A 22645-nucleotide genomic window follows, 5' to 3' on the forward strand; every position below is an offset into this window, starting at 1 on the left:
ATCCGACCATTTGGCGGAAGAAAGATTCTGTATATTTGGGAAACTATCGTAAAAGACATGTGCAGGTTTTCGCAAGATGCTATGTCCATACCGATGTCCAATGGAGGAAATATCCATGGGTAATGTCAGATCAAGAAAAGAAACAGGTAAACTATATTTTGACTTCAGATATAGAAATATCAGATGCAGAGAGCAAACTAAACTCCAAAATACACCGGTTAACAGGAAAAAACTGGAAAATATTATGGATAAGATAGATGCTGAAATTTTATTAGGTAAGTTCAAATACGGGGACTATTTTCCAAATAGTCCCATACTTGAAAAAATTAATTATCAGGATGATATGATTCGTAGAAATACAGATTGTATTCCGACAATTTCTGAGTTTTTTGATGTGTGGATTGCAGAATTGGATTTTTCATGGAGGAAAAGTTACAAAAAATCTGTCTTGAGTATTTTTAAAAATCATATTCTTGAGGTGTTTGGTGATAGAAATGTTGATACACTAACTAAGTCTGAACTACTGAAGTTTAGAGCTGATATTGCAAATAAGGTTAGAAAGAACGGAACCTATGTGGGTGCTCAGCATATCAATAAAATTATGAAGTTTTTCAAAAGAGTTATTGTTGAAGCGTCAGAGCGATATGATTTTAAAAGTCCATTTATTGGAATCAAGCATTTAAAAACTTTAAAGCCTCAAATAGAACCATTTACTTTGGAGGAAGTGATGCTGATTTTGAATAATGTCAGAGATGATTTTAAGAGTTATTATACAGTACGCTTCTTCACCGGAATGAGGACCAGTGAGATTGATGGGCTCAAATGGAAATATGTTGATTTTGAAAATCGATACATATCAATTAGAGAAACGCTTGTTAAGGGACGAGTAGAACAAACCAAAACCGATTCCTCACTTAGAGATATAATGATGTCACAGCCGGTTTATGACGCTTTGAAGCATCAATATCGAGTCTCAAAAGAACATGATTATGTTTTTTGTACTAGAAGTGGTAATCCACTGGATTATGGTAATGTCACCAAAAGGGTATGGAATCCAATATTAAATTATCTGGGGCTGAAGCAGAGGAGGGCGTATCAAACCCGCCACACAGCTGCCACATTATGGCTTGCCAGTGGCGAAAATCCTGAATGGGTTGCACGTCAGCTTGGTCACTCTACAACTAAAATGTTGTTTAATGTTTATTCCAGATATGTTCCTAATGTCACCAGACAAGATGGTAGTGCATTTGAAAAATTACTGGATAAAAATATGTGAATATTCGGAGAATATGTTTATGGCTTTATCAGATATTTTGATATTTGTATTGAGTTGTCAGATAAAGCCAGAACTATTACAGTTGTTAAAGGAGGTTTATTAGAACATTATTGGTATTTTATTGGAATCATGTTAGAATTATATTGGTATAGTTCTCTTATTAAGCAAAGTATTTAGTATGTTCAAACCAAATTTTCAAATCACTCCTGCCTTGAGTAAAATTCTGATGGATATTGAGGCTTCTCGTCAAGCGGTATCAGGATTGCCGATTACTATTTCAGTATTAACATCCTTACGAGAGTCAGCACGATTGATTTCTACACACTATTCAACCCAAATCGAAGGAAACCGTCTCACCCAACAACAAGTGCAAGATGTCATTCAAGGTGGTACTTTCCCGAATAGGGAAAGGGATGAACGAGAGGTCAGAGATTACTATAAAGCATTGGATTTTCTTGATGTTCTGGTCAATCAAAAAGCCTCATCAATCAAAGAGAAGGACATTCAAACTTTACATGGCTTGGTGATGGAGGGAAAAGAAAAACCAACGCCTTATCGTGATGGACAAAATGTTATTCGGGACAGTGGGAGCGGAGCTATTGTGTATATGCCACCGGAAGCCAAAGATGTACCGGATTTGATGAGTGAACTCATTGCATGGATTAATAAACAGTTAAATGAAGATGATTTGCCTGTGCCAATGATTGCCGCAATCGCTCATTACCAGTTTGCAACCGTTCACCCCTATTATGATGGAAATGGGCGTACTGCCCGCTTATTAACCAATCTGGTTTTGCATAAATCAGGCTATGGTCTGAAAGGTATTTATTCTCTGGAAGAGTATTATGCCAGAAACCTACAAGCATACTACCAGGCACTGAGTGTGGGAGAATCTCATAATTATTACTTTGGCAGAGCTGAATCTGAAATTACAGATTGGATTGTTTACTTTTGTTCGGGGATGGCTGACTCATTTGCCAAAGTTCGTCTAAAAGCCTCAGAATCATCCCAAAGAGGTCAAACCGACCAAAGCCATTTATTAAGGGAGCTTGATCAAAGACAAAAACAGGTGTTATCACTTTTTACCAATAACAAATTTATAACCACAAAAGAAGTATCCGATCTGCTAGGAATACACAGAAGAACCGCTCTGAACTTGTGCAATCTATGGTGTAATGAAGGTTTTATTATTCAACAAGGACTGGCGAACAAATCCCGAAAATACGAACTAGCTTCTAAGTGGCTGGAATTATTGTAATTTAAGGTGCCACTAGTCTTGACTGATTATTTTATGATAATTATTTTTGGCTTGTATTAGATTTTCACTGGGCGTTGGTGGATGCTTCAATTTATTTAAAAATATTTTAAATGCCCTCTCAGATAATTTGATGTTAGTCTGGATTCCACTTTTTCCAGTTAAATCAGTTTCAATAATATTTTGGTTGTTGTGTTTCATTGAATTTACATGGTTCTTTATCAAAGATTTTAAAATGGTTCGAATCTATATTTTTAGATTCTATGTGAATTTAAATTACTATTCAAATATATTGAATAATGGATCTGAATAAAAATTGATCCGTAGCCATTATTTTATATTTTCAAAGCTACACCTAATAAAATGCTGTTTAATTTTTCTCATTCAAAGTATTGCAAATATATGCACCCAATACCACTAATGTCATATCACCCAATTTTTTTAAAATGGTTTACCTGACCTTCTTGGTCGTTTCCTTTGCATTTCAAATAATTCTTTTTGTTCTGGTTTATAAAATAATCTTGCTTTATCAAGTAATGTTTTAACCTCATTTAAAAAGGCATATCGGGGATTGAAAAAGAATTCTTTGGTACGACCTTTCATATTGCTTAACATCACACCAGCGTCTTCAAAATTGTTTAATTGGTTTTGAACAGAAGGTAATGATATGTTTAAATATTTAGCTATTTCTCTGGCGTAGCCGTATTCAAAGCAATTTACATATTGCAGAATTAACTCTCTAGTTTTTGTTCCTAAAATAGACTCAAAGACATAAATAATATAGATTTGTTGATTGATTAAAAGTTTTTATAAAAACCACTATTTGTTCCGATCTTAATCTAGTTTGAGTATTTTGCCATATTTCAGGCACAACTATTTTTGCTTTAAGGTTATATCCATGGCAGCAAAATTGATGTATGTATGATATCCTCCATCTTTAAATAAGAGCTTCAGAATAAAACTAACGAATATATTTGCCAGTTTGTTGTTGCGGTGGGTGTATTTCTTTTATTTTTTTAAATAATCATGTTCCTTGTTTATAGGCATATCAGCATAATTGAGTTTCTTAAATTGTTTAGAATCATGCACTTTTTGTAAACTGTTAAAATAAATTCACTTTTGTATTTTTCATTTTTCCATTCTTAGTATTAAATACTTTCTAATCATAATGTTTTGAAATGTGATTTTCAAATAAATTTTATATTTATGGAACAAGTATGATCCGGTTTCCATCAAAGGAAAAATAATTTTTCCATACCTTCATCATCAGGCATACATTGGAACATGTTTTAATAGGTTTGGATGAAAATTCGATGGGACTCATATATGAATATCATCAAGTTCTTCAAATTTGTGAGTAGTGAGTCGGCTAAGCATTGGGTTTCCAAACATGATTATAAATTTTGTACATGGTTTAACTTTTTCAATTGTGTTTCAAGTTCTATTATATGATATAAAATTAAATCAATATCAAAATTAATAACAAATTTTTAGGATTTAAATTGATGAAGTTTCACAAGATTTAGAAAGTAAATGGTATCAGTTAGTTTTTCTAAGAAAATCACCTTTATTTAATTTGCCAAGTTTGCGAATTGAAAATCATATGTAAGCAGAATTTCAACACTCCAGAAGAAAAAGTTACATTTTCTTCTTCAGGATTACTGTTTTTTATAGGGATTCCAATTTTAAGTGTAACTCTTCCAAATGGATATTGATGTTTTTTATTAACTGTATTGTATATTTTCTTCTCGCCCTTATATTTAACGGATGGGGAGAATTTGGCACGATTTGAAATGATATCTTTCCATATTTTCCGCTGGTTACGTATTTTAGCTCCTTTCAAATATTCATGTTCAATCTCTATTGAGTGACAAAAAAATACTCCACTAAAAATTTTAAGAAAATCATCAAGAATTTCAGGATCACTAAATCTCAACCCATTAACAGAATGAGTGCTTTATTTAAAAAATATGTAAGGACGCTTTTAAAAACTCCATTATGTTCGTTCCATTTTTTATAATACTCATCCAAGACAATGTTTGCAATTTTACTTTCATATATTGAATGTACTTTAGCAGGCTAAATGAAAGCCTATAGGTGGTATGAGTTTTTTTTCAGAAAAAAAGCAGATGAATTCTTATTAGTCTGTATACTTGAGATAAATTTAGGTTCTTATACCATTTTAATACTTGCTTATACTTAAGATTTATTTTTTCAGAAAACTCTTTTATCAATATTTTGATAGTTTGATTTTTCATTTTTTCAGACACTTGAGTATCAATCTCAAAGTTTTCAATTTTTCTTAATATATACCAAATATCACCATCTGATATTTCTATTTTATTAAAGTCTTGTACAGAAGATGTTTTTTATATTTTTTGTTCTGTATGGATTTTGTATATCTATTTAGTGCACCTTTAAGCACTTTGTTTACTTCGCATAAACTAACTGATTTAGTCTTTTTCAAGAGTATTCCTATACTTTGTTAAGTATTTTCTACTACACCCACTAATATTTTCAACTTCTGACCAAGTTAGTGATTTATCATGTTTTATCAGATTAGAATACATTTGTATATCACAAAAATGTATATAGGTTGCAAAGGTTGTAAGAGGAGAAGAGTGTCCTGCAAATTTTGCTAATTCCCAGTACCTGTTTTTTCCTGTTGAATTAAAAAAAGTTTGAATTTTTATTGTTTCTTGTTGATTATAGTCTGAAAATATACTCAGTAATTTAGTATTATCAGTGAAAACCGCATATAGTCGACTTATAGCTGTATGTCTTAATAAATGTAAAACATTTGGTAATGCATATTTTTCAGATAAAACTTTCGAATATACTCGACTGATGCTTGAGATAAAGATTCATTAGGAGTGAATTTTGCTAAATGCAAGACTATAATTTGTTATTTTTCGAGCATTAATTTAAATTGAAAAATAGTTTCTTAAAAAATATGTTCTTCCTTTTTAAGTAATATGCCAAGAGGGATTCTTCTCAAACTTGAATAAGTTTTATTATCACCTTTATTATTTTCTCTAATGTCAATCCAAAACTCATCTGATATTTCGATGTCTTTAAGCTTTATTTTTAATACTTCTCCAACTCTTAATCCTGTTCTATACAAAATGATAAAAATTGATATCATCATTCTTTTATAATATTGAAGATCGTTTTTTGAACTTTTATATTTATTGAGGAATCGATTGAAAACCTGATTTGATATGAATCCAGCTCTGACATATGTTTTCTCTTTTAATTTTAGATTTTCAAAAAAGAGTTGACTTCAGGGAATCCATAGGTAATTAAACAATATCTATGGAATAGATAAAATGCCCTTTGTTTGTAGGGTTTAACCTTCAGATTTTTATTAGCATTATAGAAGAAAATATTATTATAGAATTATTTAAATTTTTTTTATTTTAAAAACATTTTAATCCATATTTCGGTTTTTATTTTCACACAACTATTTTGTTTTTCCTTTTAAGGTTATATCCATGCAGCAAACTTATGTATGTAATTCATTAACTCCTTTGAATGCTATAAAAACACGGTAATTGACCAATATTTGTCAGTTTCTCAGTCAAGGGTATTATTTTTTTAAATCATCATTTTGTTTTATAGGCAACATAACCTAAGAGTAAATTTTTAAATCATGATTTACATGTATTTTATCTTCATCATTTATGAATTTAAAACCATAAGTGGTTGACTTGTGAACTTTCGGTATAGATCTTTTCCTTTCACATTCTTATTTAAAGAGTTGCTTCATTATTGTTTAAAATGTTTTTTCACAAAGTTGGTTGATTTCCAAATAAAACTTCAGTTTTAATTTTCAATCAAAAGCCAGATAACAGTATGATCCTCCATCAACAAGTAAATAATAAATTTCCAATTGTTTTTCCTGCCTTCATCACATATACAGGCAGTAACAGATTTTTCTTTGAGAAAACATATCCTCAGATGACGACGTCAGTAATATGAGTTCTTCAAGATTTAGATACTAATGAGTCGGTATTAGGCTAAGTTGTTAAATTAAAATTTGTCTATAGTTTAACTTTTTCAAATTTCTTGTTTTGCAAAGTTATAGATTTTTCAAGTGTTGATTGATCAAACGGATCTGATTTTTTTACTGGAAAGAAATCCATTCTTTTACTACTGCACTCTTATAGTTTCTTGTTGTACTTACTGCGTTTTTTCGTTCTTCGAGGTTATATCTCAACCAATCTAGCAGAAAACCATCATTTTCAAATTCAGGTTGAATATTATATAGTCCATTAAGAACATCATTATTATTAAGTTTTCATCTTGCTCTGTAAAAATCTCATTAAGTGAATTTATTAGTTCTTCTCTGGGATTGTCATCATCGAAATATATAGTCCGTTCAATTTTTTCATACAGTTTGTTTCATTTTATTTGATGGAAAACTATTTTTTATCATGCCCTCCCAGTAATCCGGTCTAAGTGAAGTAGATATAATTATGTTTCTTGAATAATTAATATGTGCTTGGTCAAAAATTACATTGGGAAGTAGTTCAGTAATACCAAAAGCTGTATTTAAAATTGATTGAAGCTTAGTTATTTTTGAGATGTTTATATTGAATTTCATACCAAATGATTTTATGAAATGAGATATGTACTGATTTAATTCATTTTTTGTAATTTGTTTTTTAATTCTTATATTCAATAGCTTATATATCATCATCAGTGATATATGATCAGGGAACCAACGTCGAATAGTTACTTTTTGCTTATTGATTACGCAATTACTTGGAAAATTTGGGGACTCTAATATTAAATCACACTGACCTTCCCCCCAAATTAATACCAGATTTTGGATGAGAAATTCATCTTATGCTGCCTGTTTTGCAAAGTCCACCGGTGATAAATAATTTAGTGAACTATGTGGTCTTTTTGTATTGTAATGATTCCTCCATTGCATGATTAATTCTTTGGCTTCTTCTATATTTTTGAACCAATATTGGTTCAGGCATTCACTTCTGAATTTACCGTTCAGACTTTCAACAATGTATTCTGAATTGGTTTTCAGGCTGAATAAAGCCCAACTTTACTCCTGTTTGTTGCTGCGAATACATGGTCTTGCATGTAAATTCTGTGCCGTTATCACATGTTTTATCTGATTCGGTTTCTTTCTCTGATCAATCAGTCTGTCTAAAATCCGCTACTTGACGGCCATTTATTGAGAATGAAACCAGCTGACCGATAACCTGACGAGAATAATCATCTATGACATTAATACCTGAACCGTCTCCATTTGCCAGTTGATCACTGACAAAACCATAGACCATCTCATATCCACTGATGAAGGCATCACCATTGGCAACCTTGGCCGAACCAGTTTTTTTCGTTTTCGTGTCCGTACTGCAAGCCAAGCTCTTTGTATATACGATAAGTCCGCTTGCGATTGCAAACCAAACCTCTGTTTTTAGAATACTGTGTAAAAACAAATACAGCCATAACTGGGATGCCTTAGCTAATTCCAGCAAACGTAATCTGATACTTATCCTTGTCAGATTTATGATGATATCTGAAACCGCTCCGACTGATGCCTGCCAATTTACATGATGACCTTTCACTAAGATGAAAGGTTTTCTTCATGTGTTTGGCTATCTGCCTTTTACCAGCAGGCTTTACCACTTTTTTGAGAGAACATCCCTCATTGCTTCATTCTCAAGAAGCTTTTCAGCCAGTAGCTTTTTCAATTTAGCATTTTCATGTTCCAATTCTTTGAGCCTTTTGGCTTCTGAAACTTCCAATCCCGCATACTTGCTTCGCCAGTTGTAGAAAGTGCCGTTGGAAATTCCAAGCTGGCGACAGATGTCATCAACCTTTACTCCGGATTCATGCTGTTTAATAGCTCTGATTATTTGTTCTTCTGTAAATCGTTTTTTCTTCATTTTGAGATCTCCTGCGTTGTAGTTTAATTGGAAATCTCATCCTTGTCATGGTTCTTTTTTTGGGGGGAAGGTCACGATACATATCATTGATATAATTAGGACAATGGTTGAGAATGGAGAGTTGGTCGATTGCATTGATGTTTGGGATCACAAAGAGATGTGTCCAGTTTCGGAGGAAGAGGTTGAAGTAGATTTATCGATTATTTCTAATGAAGAATTCCGTTTTTTTGAGAATCATCACTTCGTATTCAAAAGTTCAATCTAACAATTAGATTAAGACGTTCAGTACCAACTTACCAATTGTGTTGGCAAAAGCCAACTACGTATTATCATAATTATAAATCACGGAATTGTTAGGAGATACTTACGACTTCATGGACTTCGTCCACTTCGCTCGGTATGACCGAACTGCTTGAAAACCCTCAAATATAAAAACATCCCTCTGCAATCTCCCTTCAAAGGGAGAATTTAATTATGACTACATCGACGCCTTAATCTTATTCTGCAAAGCAGCAATTATATTCAGATTTCCGGCGATAATATTTCCGCTTTCGAGAAATTCGTTTTTCAGGTTAAAATCAGTGCAATTTCCACCGGCCTCGCGAATGATTAAACTTCCGGCTGCCATGTCCCATTTTTCCAGGCCCATTTCCCAGAATCCGTCAACTCTTCCGGATGCAACATAAGCTAAATCCAGTGCTGCTGAACCGGCTCTGCGGATGTCTCCAACAGATTTGAAAATTGATTTAAATTGCAGCATATAACGATTAAAAACTTCACGCTTTCTAAATGGGAAACCGGTTGCGATAATGCTATCCTGTAAAGTGGCTTTACTGTCAATACGAATCCGGCTGTCGTTGAGATAAGCACCATGTCCTTTGCTGGCATAAAATGTTTCATCTCGAACCGGGTCATGAATCAAGCCATGTCTGATTTCGCCATCAATTTGCAAAGCAATAGAAATCGCATAATGCGGAAATCCGTGCAGGAAGTTGGTCGTGCCATCCAGAGGGTCAATGATCCAGACATGGTTCGAGCTTTCGTTACCAAGTAAACCACCTTCTTCTGCCAAAATAGCATGGTCGGGATGAGCTTTTAAAATAGTTTCAATAATTGCTTGCTCAGATGCTTTGTCGGCTATTGAAGCAAAGTCGTTTTCTTTTTTCTTTACCACATGAAGCAAATGGACTTGCTTTTGCATACGCATTAGAACATTACCGGCTTTAAAAGCGGCTTTTTCAGCAATATTGATTTCGGGTTGTCGCATTAGATATCGTGATTTTAAAACAGGCGGGTATGATAACTTTTATTTAAGAATTTATGTATTTAATCGCATCAATTTTCGCTAAAATACAGCCTTTACAAGTTTTTAATATAGAAATTATGTCTGAAAATCTTCGCTTTGTGCTTTTATCAACAACTCATGCGGGAAATATTGGTGCCGCTGCTCGAGCGATGAAAACAATGGGAATTAATGATTTGGCATTAGTGAACCCTAAACTTTTTCCAAATGTGGAAGCGACAAAAAGGGCTTCAGGTGCCGATGATTTGTTGGCAAATGCTAAAGTTTGTAACCATATAGATGAATCCATTTCTGACTGTAAGTTAGTAATTGGCACGACAGCAAGAAAAAGACATTTAGATATTCCAGTAATTGATGGCAGAGAAGCCGCAAAACTGTTAATTGAAGAATCGAAAAAGCATCAGGTGGCGTTAGTGTTTGGTAAGGAACAATATGGCATGACTAATGAAGAAGTTGAGAGATGTCATTGTTTGGTTCGATTACCGACTGTTGAAAGTTTTTCATCATTGAATTTAGCTTCTGCTGTGCAAGTAATGGCTTATGAGTGTCGTATGCAATCACTTGAGAACATTGAATTTAATAACGAATTTACTGAACCCAATGAGGGAGACTTAGTGAATGCAGATGCTATGGAGAGTTTTTATCAGCACTACTTCAAAGTTATGGAAGATACAATGTATTTACGTAAGGAAGGGCATGATTCGATACGAACAAAATTACGATTATTATACAATCGAGCTCGTCTAAGAAATTATGAAGTGGACATTTTGAGGGGCTTTTTAACAAAGCTGGAAAAAAAGTTAAAATAAGTTTGTAAAGTTGTTGACAGAATCATCTTTTAAGTTACAATGCGTCCTCTAATTTATTCCCCGATAGCTCAGTCGGTAGAGCAAGTGACTGTTAATCACTGGGTCGGCGGTTCAAGTCCGTCTCGGGGAGCCAAATATCGAAAAAGGCTACATTTTTTGTAGCCTTTTTTATTTTCTAATGAAAAAAAAACAGATTTAGGCTAATATAGCGTTCCTTTATTTGCACAATATTATTTGTGTTCAAAAAATTAATTTAATAACAACAGGATAGAATTCATGGCATTTGACGAATACGATGATTTTGAACAGGAAAAACTGGTCAAAGAGTGGATAAAAAACAACTGGATGACGATTGCATTGGGTATTGTCATTGGTCTTGGTGGTGTTTTTGGTATTAATTATTGGAAAGCCAAGGAACAAGAAAAACGCTTTGAAATGGCAAAGCAATACCAATCTTTTTCTGATATTGTTGAACTTTCCGAGTTTACAGATGCTCAAACGAAACTGTCTGAAATGGAGAGTCAATACGGCACTAATTTTTATCTGATTGAAGGACATTTACGTTTAGCTAAGGAGTTTATAGCGAAAAACGAATTGGAAAAAGCAACAGTTGAATTAAATAAAGTAATTAGCCTGAAACCGGATCAATTAATTACTGAATTTGCTAAATTACGCTTGGCCAGAGTTTATAATGCAATGGCAAAACATGATGAGGCTTTAACACAGGTGAAAGGAATTACAATTGAATCTTTTTCCTCTATAGCAAAAGAAGTTGAGGGAGATGCCTATATTGCTAAAGGTGAAGCTAAGAAGGCCAAAGCATCTTATCAAGCAGCAATTGATGCCGGTGAGGGTTACTCTGGAAAAAGAAATATCGAAATGAAGCTGGAAAACTCTTAATCGAACTTTTCTGAGGGTTTCAATTCACACAACAAGAACACTTGAGGTTTTTATGCAAAGAATTTTATCTGTATTATTTCTGACATTGCTTTTTACCATCTCATGCTCATCCAATAAGAAGGATAAAAAATTTGAGCCTGTTGAGTTGGAAAAAATCATCCAACAAGGTCATTTTAAAACTCTTTGGACTAAAAAATTGGATAGTGGTGACAAAGCATTCGGATATGAATTGATTCCTTTTGTTGATGGTAAAGATGTATTCGTTGCTGATAAAAAAGGAAATGTTTTAAAGCTGGATCTACAAAATGGTAAAACAATTTGGTCAACTGACTTGGAAGTTGAACTGAGTGCCGGTCCGGGTGTTGGCAGTGATATACTGCTTTTGGGAACTCCTGAAGGTCAGGTCATAGCTTTAAACAAAGAAACGGGTGTTATGATTTGGAAATCATTGCTATCATCTGAAATTTTATCACCTCCGGTGATTGAAAATAATATGGCAATTGTTCGTGCTCAAGACGGAAAAGTTTATGCACTCAATGCTGAAAATGGCAACCGCGAGTGGTTGTTTGATACTAATATTCCTAATCTGACACTTCGTGGAAACTCCAAGCCAATTGTAAGAGCAGGGCGCGTTTATATCGGTTTTGATAATGGTAAAGTCGCTGCCATAAAACAAGAAAGCGGAGATGTGATTTGGTTGCAAAGTGTGATTGATACCCAAGGTAAAACAGAATTGGCTCGAATCGTTGATATCGACGGTAACATGGCATTGATTGCTACCGATTTGTATCTTTCAAGTGCAGATGGGAAAACCGTTGCCGTTGCCACAGAATCCGGTCGGGTCATGTGGTCACAAGATGTGGGTTCTGCTAATGGAGTGACCGCATCTCGTACAGATTTATTTGTGTTGGATGATTTATCCAATGTTCATGCGCTCAACCGCACTGATGGCAGTAAAAAATGGAAAACCACAGAATATAAATATCGTATGTTGACACGTCCGGTATTTTATCTTGGTGATATTATTGTTGGAGATGTCGATGGTTACATTCATGTGATTGACGGAACAGATGGTAAAACTCTGGCACGCAATCGTATGGGTAAAGACTCGTTTTATTCAGCTCCGGTCATCAGTGGTTCAACAGTTATTTCCTATAACAAAGACGGAACACTCACAGCTTTTGAGTATTCAAGATAATTAGTGAGATGAATTATGGTTCCAGTAATCGCTTTGGTGGGTCGTCCTAATGTAGGAAAATCAACCTTATTCAACATTCTTACCAACACCAGAGATGCTTTGGTCGCCGATTTCCCCGGACTAACCAGAGACAGACAATACGGAACTTTTCAGGTTAATAACTCGAATGCTATTTTAGTTGATACCGGTGGATTACTGGGTGATGAGGGAAATCTCTCTGAGCTCATGAATTCACAGGTTGAAACCGCAATTTCAGAATCAGATTTGATTTTGTTTTTGGTGGATGCCAAATCCGGATTGATGGATAATGATAAAAAAATCCTTCAGAGTTTAAGAAATACCAATAAGCCTGTTTTTCTCCTGGTCAATAAAATTGACGGGCAAGATGAAGATCTCGCCGTTGTTGATTTTTATCAGCTGGGTCTTGAGGAGATTTTGCCCATCGCAGCGGTTCATAAACGAAATATAGCGACATTAAAATTCAAAATCGAAGAATTTTGTCAGAACTTAGAAAAAGAAGATTCTGAACAAGATATGATTCCTGAAACCAAAGGTCCAAATTTAGCAATTATTGGGCGACCTAATGTTGGAAAATCAACTTTAGTGAACCGTTTGCTGGGAGAGGACAGAGTATTGGCATTTGATATGCCGGGAACAACAAGAGATACAATTAGTTTGCCTTTAGATTGGGATGGCAAAGATTATACTTTGGTTGATACTGCCGGAGTGAGAAAACGCTCAAAAGTTGGAGAAGGTATCGAGAAATTCAGTGTCATCAAGACTCTTCAAGCGATTGATAAATCTCAAGTTTGTGTGCTTCTAGTTGATGCTCAGGAAGGATTGACTGACCAAGATATGCATTTGCTTGGACTCATAAACAACAATGCTCGTGCTGTTGTTATTGCGTTAAACAAATGGGATCATCTATCGGAAGAACACAAAAATAACATCAAGTCTGAATTTGCACGCCGAATGACAGCTTTTCAATGGGTTCCTTTGGTTTATATTTCAGCTTTACATGGCTCCGGTTTATCAGAGCTAATGGATAGAGTCGATTTGGTTTATGAAGCTGCGACCAAAGTTCTGGAAACCAATCAATTGACTGAAGTTTTGAAAGAGTCGTTCAAGGCTCATCAACCGCCTTTGGTTCACGGACGTTTAACAAAATTGAAATATGCTCATGCCGGCGGGCAAAACCCGCAGAGAATTGTGATTCATGGAACACGCACCGATGTTTTAAAACCGGCCTATATCAAATATCTGGAAAAACAATTCAGGACTGCTTTTAATCTACGAGGTGCACCGATAATTTTGCAATTCAAGAGTGGTGATAATCCTTATAAAGATGCAGGCAAAAGAAAGCAACCCAATAAAACTCCAAGAAGGCACAAGTTAAATCGCCATACAACGGGAAGCAAATATGGCAAATGATTATTTGACGTCCATTTCTTATTCACAGGCTTTAAAAGTTATTCTTGCCGAAGCTCAGCAACAGTTTATTCCACAAGTTGAAAACGTGGAATTGTTAAACGGCGTGAACCGGGTTTTAGCTGAGAGTGTGACAGCACAAATTAATGTACCGGCATTCGATAATAGTGCGATGGATGGTTATGCTATCAGATATTCAGACTTACCGGAAAAGCAAGGTTGGCTGGATTTGCAAGACCCACAATATGCCGGAGTTGCAGGAAACATTGTATTGGGTGAGAATTGTGCAATTCCAATTATGACTGGTGCGGTTATTCCTGAAGGGGCAGACACTGTTGTTGTTAAAGAAAACTCACAAGTTAAAAATATGCAGGTTCACTTGCGTGAAATTGGCGAGAAAGGCAGCTGTATCAGAAACACGGGTGCAGATATAAAATCGGGAAGTGTGATTGCTGAACAAGCTCTTCGCCTTAAACCCCAGGACTTGGGTTTGATTTCCTCTGTTGGATGTAGCGAATTAAAGGTCTATTCAAAAGTCAAAGTTGTTTTATTCACCGGTGGTGATGAAGTGATACAACCGGGAAATGAACTGCAATACGGCCAAATTTACGATTCTGTAAGACCGACATTGCTGGGTTTGTTAAAAACACAAAATTGTGAAGTCATTGATATTTGTTCACTAGAAGATAATCCGCAACAAATCAAAGCCAAACTGGATCAATATGCCAATGAAAATGTTGTGATAATTTGTAATGGTGGTGTTTCCGCCGGCGATAAAGATTATACCTTACAGGTTATGGAAGAGTTTGGGGAAATTAGCTTTCATAAAGTGAATGTCAAACCCGGTTTTCCTTTCTTGTTCGGTAAATACGGGAAAGCTATGTTTTTTGGTTTACCGGGAAATCCGGTTTCCAGTTTTAGTAGTTTCTGCCAGTTTGTTATTCCTGCATTAAGAGTTTTAGAAGGAGAAGCCATCCATACTACAGGTTTTATTCGTGCGAAAATGGCAAAGAGTTATAGCAAACATCATTATCGACGCGAATTTGTTCGAGCACGACTCAGTTATGATCCAACTATTGGATATGAGGTGATTGTTACCGGAAATCAAAGTTCCGGTCGTTTAACTTCTGTGGCTCAAGCCAATTGTTTTATTGTTTTGAATGAAACGCCGGTTGACCTACAAATTGGTGATGAAGTGAATGTCCAACGAATGGTCGATTTGCTTTATCCGCATTTGTTATGACCATTAACAATGTTACAGTTGAAGAAGCGTTTGAGGCGTGTCAAAAAACTAATCATCTGATTCTGGATGTCCGAACTCCTCAAGAGTGGTCTCAAGGTGTTGCGAACGGTTCAGTCTTGTTATCATTGAATGAGTTGAAAGCTAAAGCCATTTCACAACTCGATAAAAATACCAGTTATTATGTCATTTGCCAGATTGGCGAACGCTCAAAAAAAGCAATAGAAATACTCAATCAACTTGGGTTTAATAAGTTATTCCATATTTTTCAAGGATTTGGAGAATGGCAAAAGCAGAAATTACCGATAGAACTTCCTCAAATCAATACAGATGAAGTTCGTTATTCCCGACATTATATGCTCCAAGGTTTTGGAAAAGAAGCACAAAACAAGCTTAAAGAGGCTCATGTTTTGATGATTGGAGCTGGCGGTTTGAGCTCCTCTTGTGCATTGTATCTGGCAGCAGGCGGTGTTGGAAAAATTACCATCGTCGATGACGACAAAGTTGAACTCAGCAATTTACAACGCCAGATTATACACAGCACATCGTCCATTGGAAGTCAGAAAGTTGAGTCAGCAAAATATCGCCTGAATGATTTAAACCCTGAAATATCTGTCGAGGCTGTTTCCGAAAGAATTACAGAAGCAAATGCTGATGAATTAATCAAAAACTGCGATATTGTCATCGATGGCAGCGACAATTTATCCACCCGTTATCTGGTGAATGATGTTTGTTTGAAATATAGCAAGCCTTTGATTTATTCGGCGATTTATCAATACGAAGCTCAGCTGACAGTGTTTGATTTCAGAATCCCCGACTCGCCTTGCCTGCGCTGTTTGTTTCCGCAAACCGAAGGTTTTGAACCGGAAAACTGCACTGATGTTGGTGTTTTGGGAGTGGTTCCCGGAATGGCTGGAATTATGCAAGCCACAGAATCGATAAAACTCATTACCGGCATTGGTGATGTTTTGCAAAACCAATTAATGATGATTGATTTACTGAGATTTGATTTTAGGAAGATTTCTTATCTGACATCAAAAGCCTGCAATAAACACTAGAAAACTTACAATTTATTATTGCTCAACCCATTAAGTCACCGTATTTATTGAGTATTCATAACTTCTTTTGCTAGAATCAGACATCAATATATATGTAAACTAGATAATTAGGTGTCAAATGAAAACTGTCTTATTAATTCTATTGTGTTTGATTGCTCTACAGTCTTCTGCAATTTCAATATCTGAAAATATTAATATTAGCGATAACGGAACCGGTGCTGCCTGTGAGTCTGAGGGGGTTTACATATCTTTTGGAGTTGGAAGTTTTGTTGATGATGGTGATGGTAATGACTATTACGCCCGAGCTGTCGTCGATGCGAGAGGAGTGGTAATGAGTTTTAATGAGTCCTCAATTGATGTAAATAGTTCGACAATTGCATTAGGAATTCCTCAGAGTTTGAGCGGAATAACAGCCCGTCCACTAACCTTTGTATTTTTTGATAAACTCACAACATCCACAACTCCCGGAGGTAGTAATTCGGGAAAATATAACTATGCTGTTAATAATTACCAGATAATTGTAGAACATGTTTTTGATCCGGTTGAAGTGGGAGTGGAATCTTGTGAAACGATATCAGAGTTATATTGTCACGATCCGTTGATTTATAAATCAGGTGTTGAAGCCTTAAGTTGTGGTGTAAATGATGATCCAATGGCAAATTTTACTTCACCTTTAGGTACAGTAAATTTGTGTATTCCACCAACAACCTTTGATTTATCGGGAAATGATTTTGAGGTGTGTAATACATCATGTTCTTTTGGGGGTACTGGCTGCGATCTACAATTGGACACCCAAGATTTAGTTAACTTTACTGAGAGCCAGTTGTGTGCCACTTATACTTATAGTGCTCCAAATGTAACCGTTAATAATAATTTTTTTGGAAATTGTGAACATAACATTGAAGGAGATTATTATATTGGAACTTTTTGGGAAGGAAGCTATAGTGCACCATTTTCATGGCTTTATACGATGCCTGATATGGTGATGAAATGGTTTAATGTTAATTATGTGTCTTCGGTGGGTCCAGGATGTAATTTTGCTTCAGCACTTAACAATGCTGTTGAATCTTATATAGCATCATTCATTCAAAATTACTATCAAAACCATTTTACCACGAATGAGAGTAATGTATTTTGTGAAATTGTGGAGTAGATTAATCAATTATTTATGCAGAACGACTAATAAATAATGTTTTCATTATCTGTTGTATTAATTTTATTTCTATCAGTTGCATTATTTATTCAATATTATCTTAATTTACCAAAAAATATTACTGTGTTGTTTCTGGCAGCACCTTTGGTGGGGACTTCGGCTCCGATAATGGTTTTTATTGGTTCGATTGTTTCGTTGGAGTTGTCACCGGATTCATCATTAGCGACCTTGCCTTTGGGTTTGATGGTGGCAGGAACGGCATTATCGACGATTCCTGCTGCATTGTTAGCCGGAAGAATAGGTCGGAGAAAAGCAACAATTACCGGGTTTGTATCTGTTTTTACAGGTTCTATTTTAGCTGCTTTTTCTATAGTTAAAGAGTCTTTTCTTTTGTTTTGTGTTTCTGCATTTTTGATTGGCGTGAGTCTCGCCTTTGCTCAGCAATTGCGTTTTGCAGCGATTGAAAGTGTGGAAGAGAAAGATATCAATAAGGCATTATCTGTTTTAATGTTCGGAGGAATATTTTCAGCTTTTCTTGGTCCTGAAGTGGCTGTTGTTGGGCAGAAAGCATTTGCTAATTCAATTGGCTTTGCAGGATCTTATCTGTTTTTAGCGTTGATGGTTTGTCTTTCAATAATTGTACTATTGAATTTCCGCGACACCCAAGTCAACAAACCTAAAGAAATTCAAATATCCAGACCTCTGTTACAAATTATCAGACAACCGATATTTTTAATTGCGATGTTGGCAGCAGCTTTGAGTTATGGCTTGATGAGTTTTATTATGACCTCAACACCGTTGAGTATGAACAAACTCTACGGTTATGATTTAACAGATACCAAACTGGTGATTCAGTCACACATTGCTGCCATGTATCTTCCATCACTGGTTACCAACTGGTTGAGCCGCAAAATTGGCATTCGTTACATTTTATTGATTGGCTCAATAATGTTTGCAGCAGTTGTATTGATTGCAACACAAGGACACTCTTTTTTACATTACTGGTGGGCTTTGGTGATTCTTGGAATCGCTTGGAATTTTCTCTTCTTTTCAGGTACATCACTGCTACACTTCAGCTACTTTCCGCATGAAAAACACAAAGTTCAGGCAGTTAATGATTTCAGTGTTTTCACTTTTCAGGGTTTTTCTTCACTGATGGCAGGCTGGGTGTTATTCCGCTACGGCTGGAGTGGAGTGATTTATGCATCTATTCCTTTTGTGATTATTATGTTTGCGTTGAGCTTTTATTATCTTGACCATTTCTCCAAGTTGAAAAATTCTAATAACCATAATTAGCCATAATTAAGTTCATAGATTCATTAAGTCTAAAAATTTGACCCGATTTTTTTATTTTTTCGATGGTTGATTTAAGTACAACTTGACGAGTTAAAAAATGAAAAAAATTATTTTCACTGTTCTATTATTTCAAATTGTTGGATTATCAGCAAAAAACATTATAGATAAAAAAGAGTTGCCTGAGTTTGTTCAGAAAGAGCTAAAGAAAACAGCGATACATCTATCAAACTATAAAAACCAAAATATGGTAAAAGGAGGTGGTTCAATTGCTTCGATTGGTGGTGATGTGAATTGTAACTATAATGTCAATTCAACAAGCATTCAAGATTTAATCAATAATGCATCAATCACAGAAATTCGTTTAGCGGATACAACCTCTTATTTTGAAGACTTATTCATAAGTGATAAAAGCATATCCATTCGCGGTGGATTTGCAAATTGTATGGATGCAAATAGCAATAACCAATCGAATACACAAACATTAATTACAGGTAGTGGAACAGCTCCTGTAATTAGTATCAGTGGATCGAGTGAAACTCACAACATTGTTTTGCAAAACCTAGGTCTTACCAATGGGCAAGGAGCGGAGTTTTTTCATGGTGGAGGAATTTCAACCTTAGGAGCAAGTGCCTCAATTACTGTCGATAATGTCAACATTTTTGGAAACTCAGGAACATCTGGAGGTGGAATTGCAATTAATAATGGTGATACTGATGTGGTTGTATTTAATTCTTTCATACAAAATAATATTGCAGAAAATGGTGGTGGAATTCATTGTTTAGGAACAGATGCATCCATCGCAATTTTGGGATCGTCCGGAGTTTTAAATAATTCAGCAACAGATGAAATTGGTCCCGATGCAACTGGTGGAGGAGGAATGTATCTCACCGAAGGTTGTGTGGTTTCTGTTTTTTCTGGTTCTAAGGATAATCCAAGTCAATACGGAATTAGTGGGAATACCTCTCAGTCAAATGGTGGAGGTGTGTTATTAACAAATGGTGCGAAATTAAATTTATATGGACAGGTTTTTTGTTATGGGAACAACTGCTACGGTGATGCTTCACAACCTGTAAATATCAGTAATAATAAGGTTTACGATAATACAGCATTTGATTTTTTTGGAAATGGCGGAGGAATTTATGCTTATGGATTTCAAAGTGATACTCAGGTTTATATGCAAGGAGTTTTGATAAATAATAACCATGCTGACCAACATGGAGGTGGTTTGATGTCAAATACCGCTGATATAGAGTTACAAATAGATAATGCTAGTTGTTGGGATCATATGAGATGTAATTTTTTTCAAGGAAATGAAGCTAAAAACTCTGAAGGTGATGATTCTTATGGAGGAGCACTCTATTTAAGTGGTTCAAATTCCATTATAAATAACACATTTTTTGAGGATAATAGAGCTGATTACGGCGTTGCAATATCTTTGCGCACAGGTATTACGAATATTTCAGGAAGTGTTTTGAATAATAATGGAAACTCAGGACAAAGTGGATTGAGCGATAATTATGTGGTTTCGTTTCAAGACTCCTCAGCAATTACAATGGAACATGTGACAATTACTGATAATAAAGCCGAAACTGGTGTGTTGGGTCGCATGGACTCATCGACGATGAGTCTGAATATCTACTCTTCTATAATTCATGATGTGAATTCCAGTTCGCTATTTGATGGTCCGACTGGTTTTATGAGTACCAATTTAGATTGTATAATCGCTCACGATTTGGCATTTTTGAATACCATGATTGCAACCAATGTTTTAAATGAAAATCCTCAATTTGTTAACTCTGCCCAAAGAGATTATCATTTAAATTCGATATTATCACCTGCAGTTGATTTTTGTGTCCTACATAATACATTGGGAGATACTAGAGATATAGACGGACAGCTCAGAGGTTGGGATGATAATCTAGTTGGAAATAATCAAGGAAATCCTTTGATGGTTTATGATGCAGGCGCGGATGAAACTTATGACAATGATATTATTTTTGCTAATGATTTTGAGCAAAAATAATACGATTGAGTGTTTCTGATAGCAGAAACACTCAATAATTGCTTACACTTTAAAAACAATATCCATGAATGAAACTAATTCCACAATGAAAATGGCTGAAGTTCGTAAAAACATTTATATTTCTGATTGGAGGTTGCTTTGTCCAGATATAAATAACGTCAGTTTTAACTACTGGATATTCATACTCGTATTCACCCACATTTTGTTTGGTATAAGCAACCAATGTACCTGTAATCGTCACCATTCTTTCGTTGAATGCATGAGGCTCAAGAAAGCCATCTTTACAAGCAAGAAAGCGGCTTGAGTTTTTTGGAATAATTCGAGTTGGTCTTAAATTCTGATTAGTCTCTGATGGAATAATCTCAAAACAAGTTTTATCTTTTTTGTTGACTGTTTGAGCAATATATCCGCTCCAACGAACATCCACATTGGTATCATGATTCAATTTGGATTGAGCAGGAGTGATGGTTGAAAAATCTCCTTGTAAAACTTTTGGTGTATAAGCACAAGAAGATAACAGAATTATAAATGTAACACTAATCAATTTCATACTTTTCATGTTGGAGTCCTCGAAATCATTTTCCGATATTATTATAAACAAAGATGAATATATGCTTAATAACAAGTATTCTTCTGCAACAAAATATGATGTTTTATTGTAACAAATATGACAAATGCAAAATTGAATTAGGTTATAATCGGTTGCAAATTCAAGCTGACGATCGATAAAGTATGATTAAATTATTTAGAAAAGCATTTGTTTTGTTTTTGATTCCATTTGCGGTTTCTGCTCAAACTGTGAAAATAGAAACAATTTTAGGTGATATTGTTGTACAACTTAGACCTGAGTGGGCTCCTGTCACGGTTGAGAATTTTATGAACTATGTTAATGATGGTGATTATAATAACTCGTATATTCATCGTTCGTATCCCAATTTTGTGATTCAAGGAGGAGGTTTTAATTTTATAGATGGGGTTGGGGGACAGGTTCCGACTGATTCTGCTATTATAAATGAATCAAGTGTTGAGCATAAAAACCTTAGAGGGACCATTTCTATGGCTAGGACTAGTAGTTATAATAGTGCTACAAGCCAATGGTTTATAAACGTAGTGGACAATCCTGCTTTAAATGGCGATGGAGTCGGCTATGCTGTTTTTGGAGAAGTAATCTCCGGAATGGATGTGGTTGATACAATTAATGATTTAGAATTTGGCACGATTTATCTTCCAACAAGTAGTGGAAATGTTTACGCTGAAGAAGTACCATACCTAAATTCAAAACCTGATGTGATGATAGAAAGTGAAGCAGTGATGGTTTCGAGCGTTTCAAGAATTGATGTGTTTAAAATTAACTCAGGTTTAAATGGTCTTTGGCATTATCATGAGACCAGTGGCTCTGGAATAATGCTTGAGGTCTTTCCGCAAATCAAGAAAGCATTTATGGCTTGGTTTACTTATGATACTCAATTACCAGATGAAAATACAGTTGCAAATGTCGGGGATGCCGGTCATCGTTGGTTAACAGGTATAGGTGATTTGGATTTAGAAAACAACTCTATCACTTTTGAGTTAACAAGCACCTCAGGTGGATTATTTGATAATCCTCAAGATACACAGAACTCAGAATTTGGCACTTATGGAACTCTAATTATTACCTTTAATAATTGTGGTGAGGCTCAAGTGAGTTACAATTTGATTGAACAAGAGTTATCAAATACTTTCCCAATTGAAAAAGTTGTGTCTGATAATATTCCTCTTTGTGAAGGTTTATATAATCAAATTTCCGAATAA

General features: G+C 35.1%; 16 protein-coding genes, 1 tRNA gene and 1 pseudogene. 13 read left to right on the plus strand and 5 right to left on the minus strand.

Features of this window, described 5'->3' with window-relative positions; genetic code table 11:
* Positions 1 to 115: 115 nt before the first annotated feature.
* On the plus strand, positions 116 to 1276 hold the full coding sequence (locus R3F25_00005) for a DUF3596 domain-containing protein (GenBank protein ID MEZ5495216.1): 1161 nt from the start codon (positions 116 to 118) through the stop codon (positions 1274 to 1276).
* Positions 1277 to 1454: 178 nt separating this feature from the next.
* The gene (locus R3F25_00010; GenBank protein MEZ5495217.1) at positions 1455 to 2534 is read left to right on the plus strand and encodes a Fic family protein; all 1080 of its coding nucleotides are present in this window, start codon (positions 1455 to 1457) and stop codon (positions 2532 to 2534) included.
* A gap of 1564 nt (positions 2535 to 4098) precedes the next feature.
* Here the strand turns inward: R3F25_00010 and R3F25_00015 are convergent.
* The 4 genes and pseudogenes from R3F25_00015 to R3F25_00030 form a co-directional block, all read right to left on the minus strand.
* Positions 4099 to 4467: a hypothetical protein gene (locus R3F25_00015; protein MEZ5495218.1), complete on the minus strand. Its 369-nt coding sequence runs from the start codon at positions 4465 to 4467 to the stop codon at positions 4099 to 4101.
* A 1008-nt stretch (positions 4468 to 5475) separates the two neighbouring features.
* The gene (locus R3F25_00020) at positions 5476 to 5754 is read right to left on the minus strand and encodes a tyrosine-type recombinase/integrase (GenBank protein MEZ5495219.1); all 279 of its coding nucleotides are present in this window, start codon (positions 5752 to 5754) and stop codon (positions 5476 to 5478) included.
* A 1626-nt stretch (positions 5755 to 7380) separates the two neighbouring features.
* A pseudogene (locus R3F25_00025) lies at positions 7381 to 8446 on the minus strand (IS3 family transposase).
* 478 nt (positions 8447 to 8924) lie between these two features.
* The gene (locus R3F25_00030) at positions 8925 to 9713 is read right to left on the minus strand and encodes an inositol monophosphatase family protein (GenBank protein MEZ5495220.1); all 789 of its coding nucleotides are present in this window, start codon (positions 9711 to 9713) and stop codon (positions 8925 to 8927) included.
* Between the two features lie 116 nt (positions 9714 to 9829).
* Here R3F25_00030 and R3F25_00035 point away from each other — a divergent pair, with 116 nt between their 5' ends.
* From R3F25_00035 to R3F25_00080, 10 genes are all read left to right on the plus strand, one after another.
* On the plus strand, positions 9830 to 10558 hold the full coding sequence (locus tag R3F25_00035) for an RNA methyltransferase (protein ID MEZ5495221.1): 729 nt from the start codon (positions 9830 to 9832) through the stop codon (positions 10556 to 10558).
* A gap of 57 nt (positions 10559 to 10615) precedes the next feature.
* Positions 10616 to 10691 (plus strand) — tRNA-Asn (locus tag R3F25_00040).
* Positions 10692 to 10834: 143 nt separating this feature from the next.
* A complete protein-coding gene (locus R3F25_00045) occupies positions 10835 to 11458 on the plus strand; it encodes a tetratricopeptide repeat protein (GenBank protein MEZ5495222.1) in 624 nt (207 codons plus the stop codon).
* Positions 11459 to 11510: 52 nt separating this feature from the next.
* A complete protein-coding gene (bamB, locus tag R3F25_00050) occupies positions 11511 to 12656 on the plus strand; it encodes an outer membrane protein assembly factor BamB (protein MEZ5495223.1) in 1146 nt (381 codons plus the stop codon).
* Positions 12657 to 12671: 15 nt separating this feature from the next.
* Positions 12672 to 14087: a ribosome biogenesis GTPase Der gene (gene der, locus R3F25_00055; protein MEZ5495224.1), complete on the plus strand. Its 1416-nt coding sequence runs from the start codon at positions 12672 to 12674 to the stop codon at positions 14085 to 14087.
* Entirely contained in the window at positions 14077 to 15327 is a 1251-nt protein-coding gene (locus tag R3F25_00060; GenBank protein MEZ5495225.1) for a molybdopterin molybdotransferase MoeA, read from the plus strand. Before der ends, R3F25_00060 begins: the two co-directional genes overlap by 11 nt.
* Positions 15324 to 16382 carry a molybdopterin-synthase adenylyltransferase MoeB gene (gene moeB / locus R3F25_00065; protein MEZ5495226.1) on the plus strand — a complete coding sequence of 353 codons (1059 nt, stop codon included), beginning with the start codon at positions 15324 to 15326 and terminating at the stop codon, positions 16380 to 16382. Before R3F25_00060 ends, moeB begins: the two co-directional genes overlap by 4 nt.
* 118 nt (positions 16383 to 16500) lie before the next feature.
* Positions 16501 to 17535, plus strand: coding sequence for a hypothetical protein (locus R3F25_00070; GenBank protein MEZ5495227.1), 1035 nt, complete (start codon positions 16501 to 16503; stop codon positions 17533 to 17535).
* A gap of 36 nt (positions 17536 to 17571) precedes the next feature.
* A complete protein-coding gene (locus tag R3F25_00075) occupies positions 17572 to 18831 on the plus strand; it encodes an MFS transporter (GenBank protein MEZ5495228.1) in 1260 nt (419 codons plus the stop codon).
* A 97-nt stretch (positions 18832 to 18928) separates the two neighbouring features.
* Positions 18929 to 20854 (plus strand): hypothetical protein, encoded by a 1926-nt coding sequence (locus R3F25_00080; GenBank protein ID MEZ5495229.1) that lies wholly within the window; start codon positions 18929 to 18931, stop codon positions 20852 to 20854.
* Positions 20855 to 20903: 49 nt separating this feature from the next.
* On the opposite strand, the gene R3F25_00085 is transcribed toward R3F25_00080, so the two are convergent.
* Positions 20904 to 21413 carry a Slp family lipoprotein gene (locus R3F25_00085; GenBank protein ID MEZ5495230.1) on the minus strand — a complete coding sequence of 170 codons (510 nt, stop codon included), beginning with the start codon at positions 21411 to 21413 and terminating at the stop codon, positions 20904 to 20906.
* Between the two features lie 173 nt (positions 21414 to 21586).
* Here R3F25_00085 and R3F25_00090 point away from each other — a divergent pair, with 173 nt between their 5' ends.
* The gene (locus R3F25_00090; protein MEZ5495231.1) at positions 21587 to 22645 is read left to right on the plus strand and encodes a peptidylprolyl isomerase; all 1059 of its coding nucleotides are present in this window, start codon (positions 21587 to 21589) and stop codon (positions 22643 to 22645) included.

The sequence above is a fragment of the Gammaproteobacteria bacterium genome (assembly GCA_041395445.1).
GTDB lineage: Bacteria > Pseudomonadota > Gammaproteobacteria > Xanthomonadales > Marinicellaceae > NORP309.

Coding starts and splice junctions, on each gene's coding strand:
- R3F25_00005 (MEZ5495216.1), top strand. CDS start 116: ATGGGTAATGTCAGATCAAGAAAAGAAACAGGTAAACTATATTTTGAC.
- R3F25_00010 (MEZ5495217.1), top strand. CDS start 1,455: ATGTTCAAACCAAATTTTCAAATCACTCCTGCCTTGAGTAAAATTCTG.
- R3F25_00030 (MEZ5495220.1), bottom strand. CDS start 9,713: ATGCGACAACCCGAAATCAATATTGCTGAAAAAGCCGCTTTTAAAGCC.
- R3F25_00035 (MEZ5495221.1), top strand. CDS start 9,830: ATGTCTGAAAATCTTCGCTTTGTGCTTTTATCAACAACTCATGCGGGA.
- R3F25_00045 (MEZ5495222.1), top strand. CDS start 10,835: ATGGCATTTGACGAATACGATGATTTTGAACAGGAAAAACTGGTCAAA.
- bamB (MEZ5495223.1), top strand. CDS start 11,511: ATGCAAAGAATTTTATCTGTATTATTTCTGACATTGCTTTTTACCATC.
- der (MEZ5495224.1), top strand. CDS start 12,672: ATGGTTCCAGTAATCGCTTTGGTGGGTCGTCCTAATGTAGGAAAATCA.
- R3F25_00060 (MEZ5495225.1), top strand. CDS start 14,077: ATGGCAAATGATTATTTGACGTCCATTTCTTATTCACAGGCTTTAAAA.
- moeB (MEZ5495226.1), top strand. CDS start 15,324: ATGACCATTAACAATGTTACAGTTGAAGAAGCGTTTGAGGCGTGTCAA.
- R3F25_00070 (MEZ5495227.1), top strand. CDS start 16,501: ATGAAAACTGTCTTATTAATTCTATTGTGTTTGATTGCTCTACAGTCT.
- R3F25_00075 (MEZ5495228.1), top strand. CDS start 17,572: ATGTTTTCATTATCTGTTGTATTAATTTTATTTCTATCAGTTGCATTA.
- R3F25_00080 (MEZ5495229.1), top strand. CDS start 18,929: ATGAAAAAAATTATTTTCACTGTTCTATTATTTCAAATTGTTGGATTA.
- R3F25_00085 (MEZ5495230.1), bottom strand. CDS start 21,413: ATGAAAAGTATGAAATTGATTAGTGTTACATTTATAATTCTGTTATCT.
- R3F25_00090 (MEZ5495231.1), top strand. CDS start 21,587: ATGATTAAATTATTTAGAAAAGCATTTGTTTTGTTTTTGATTCCATTT.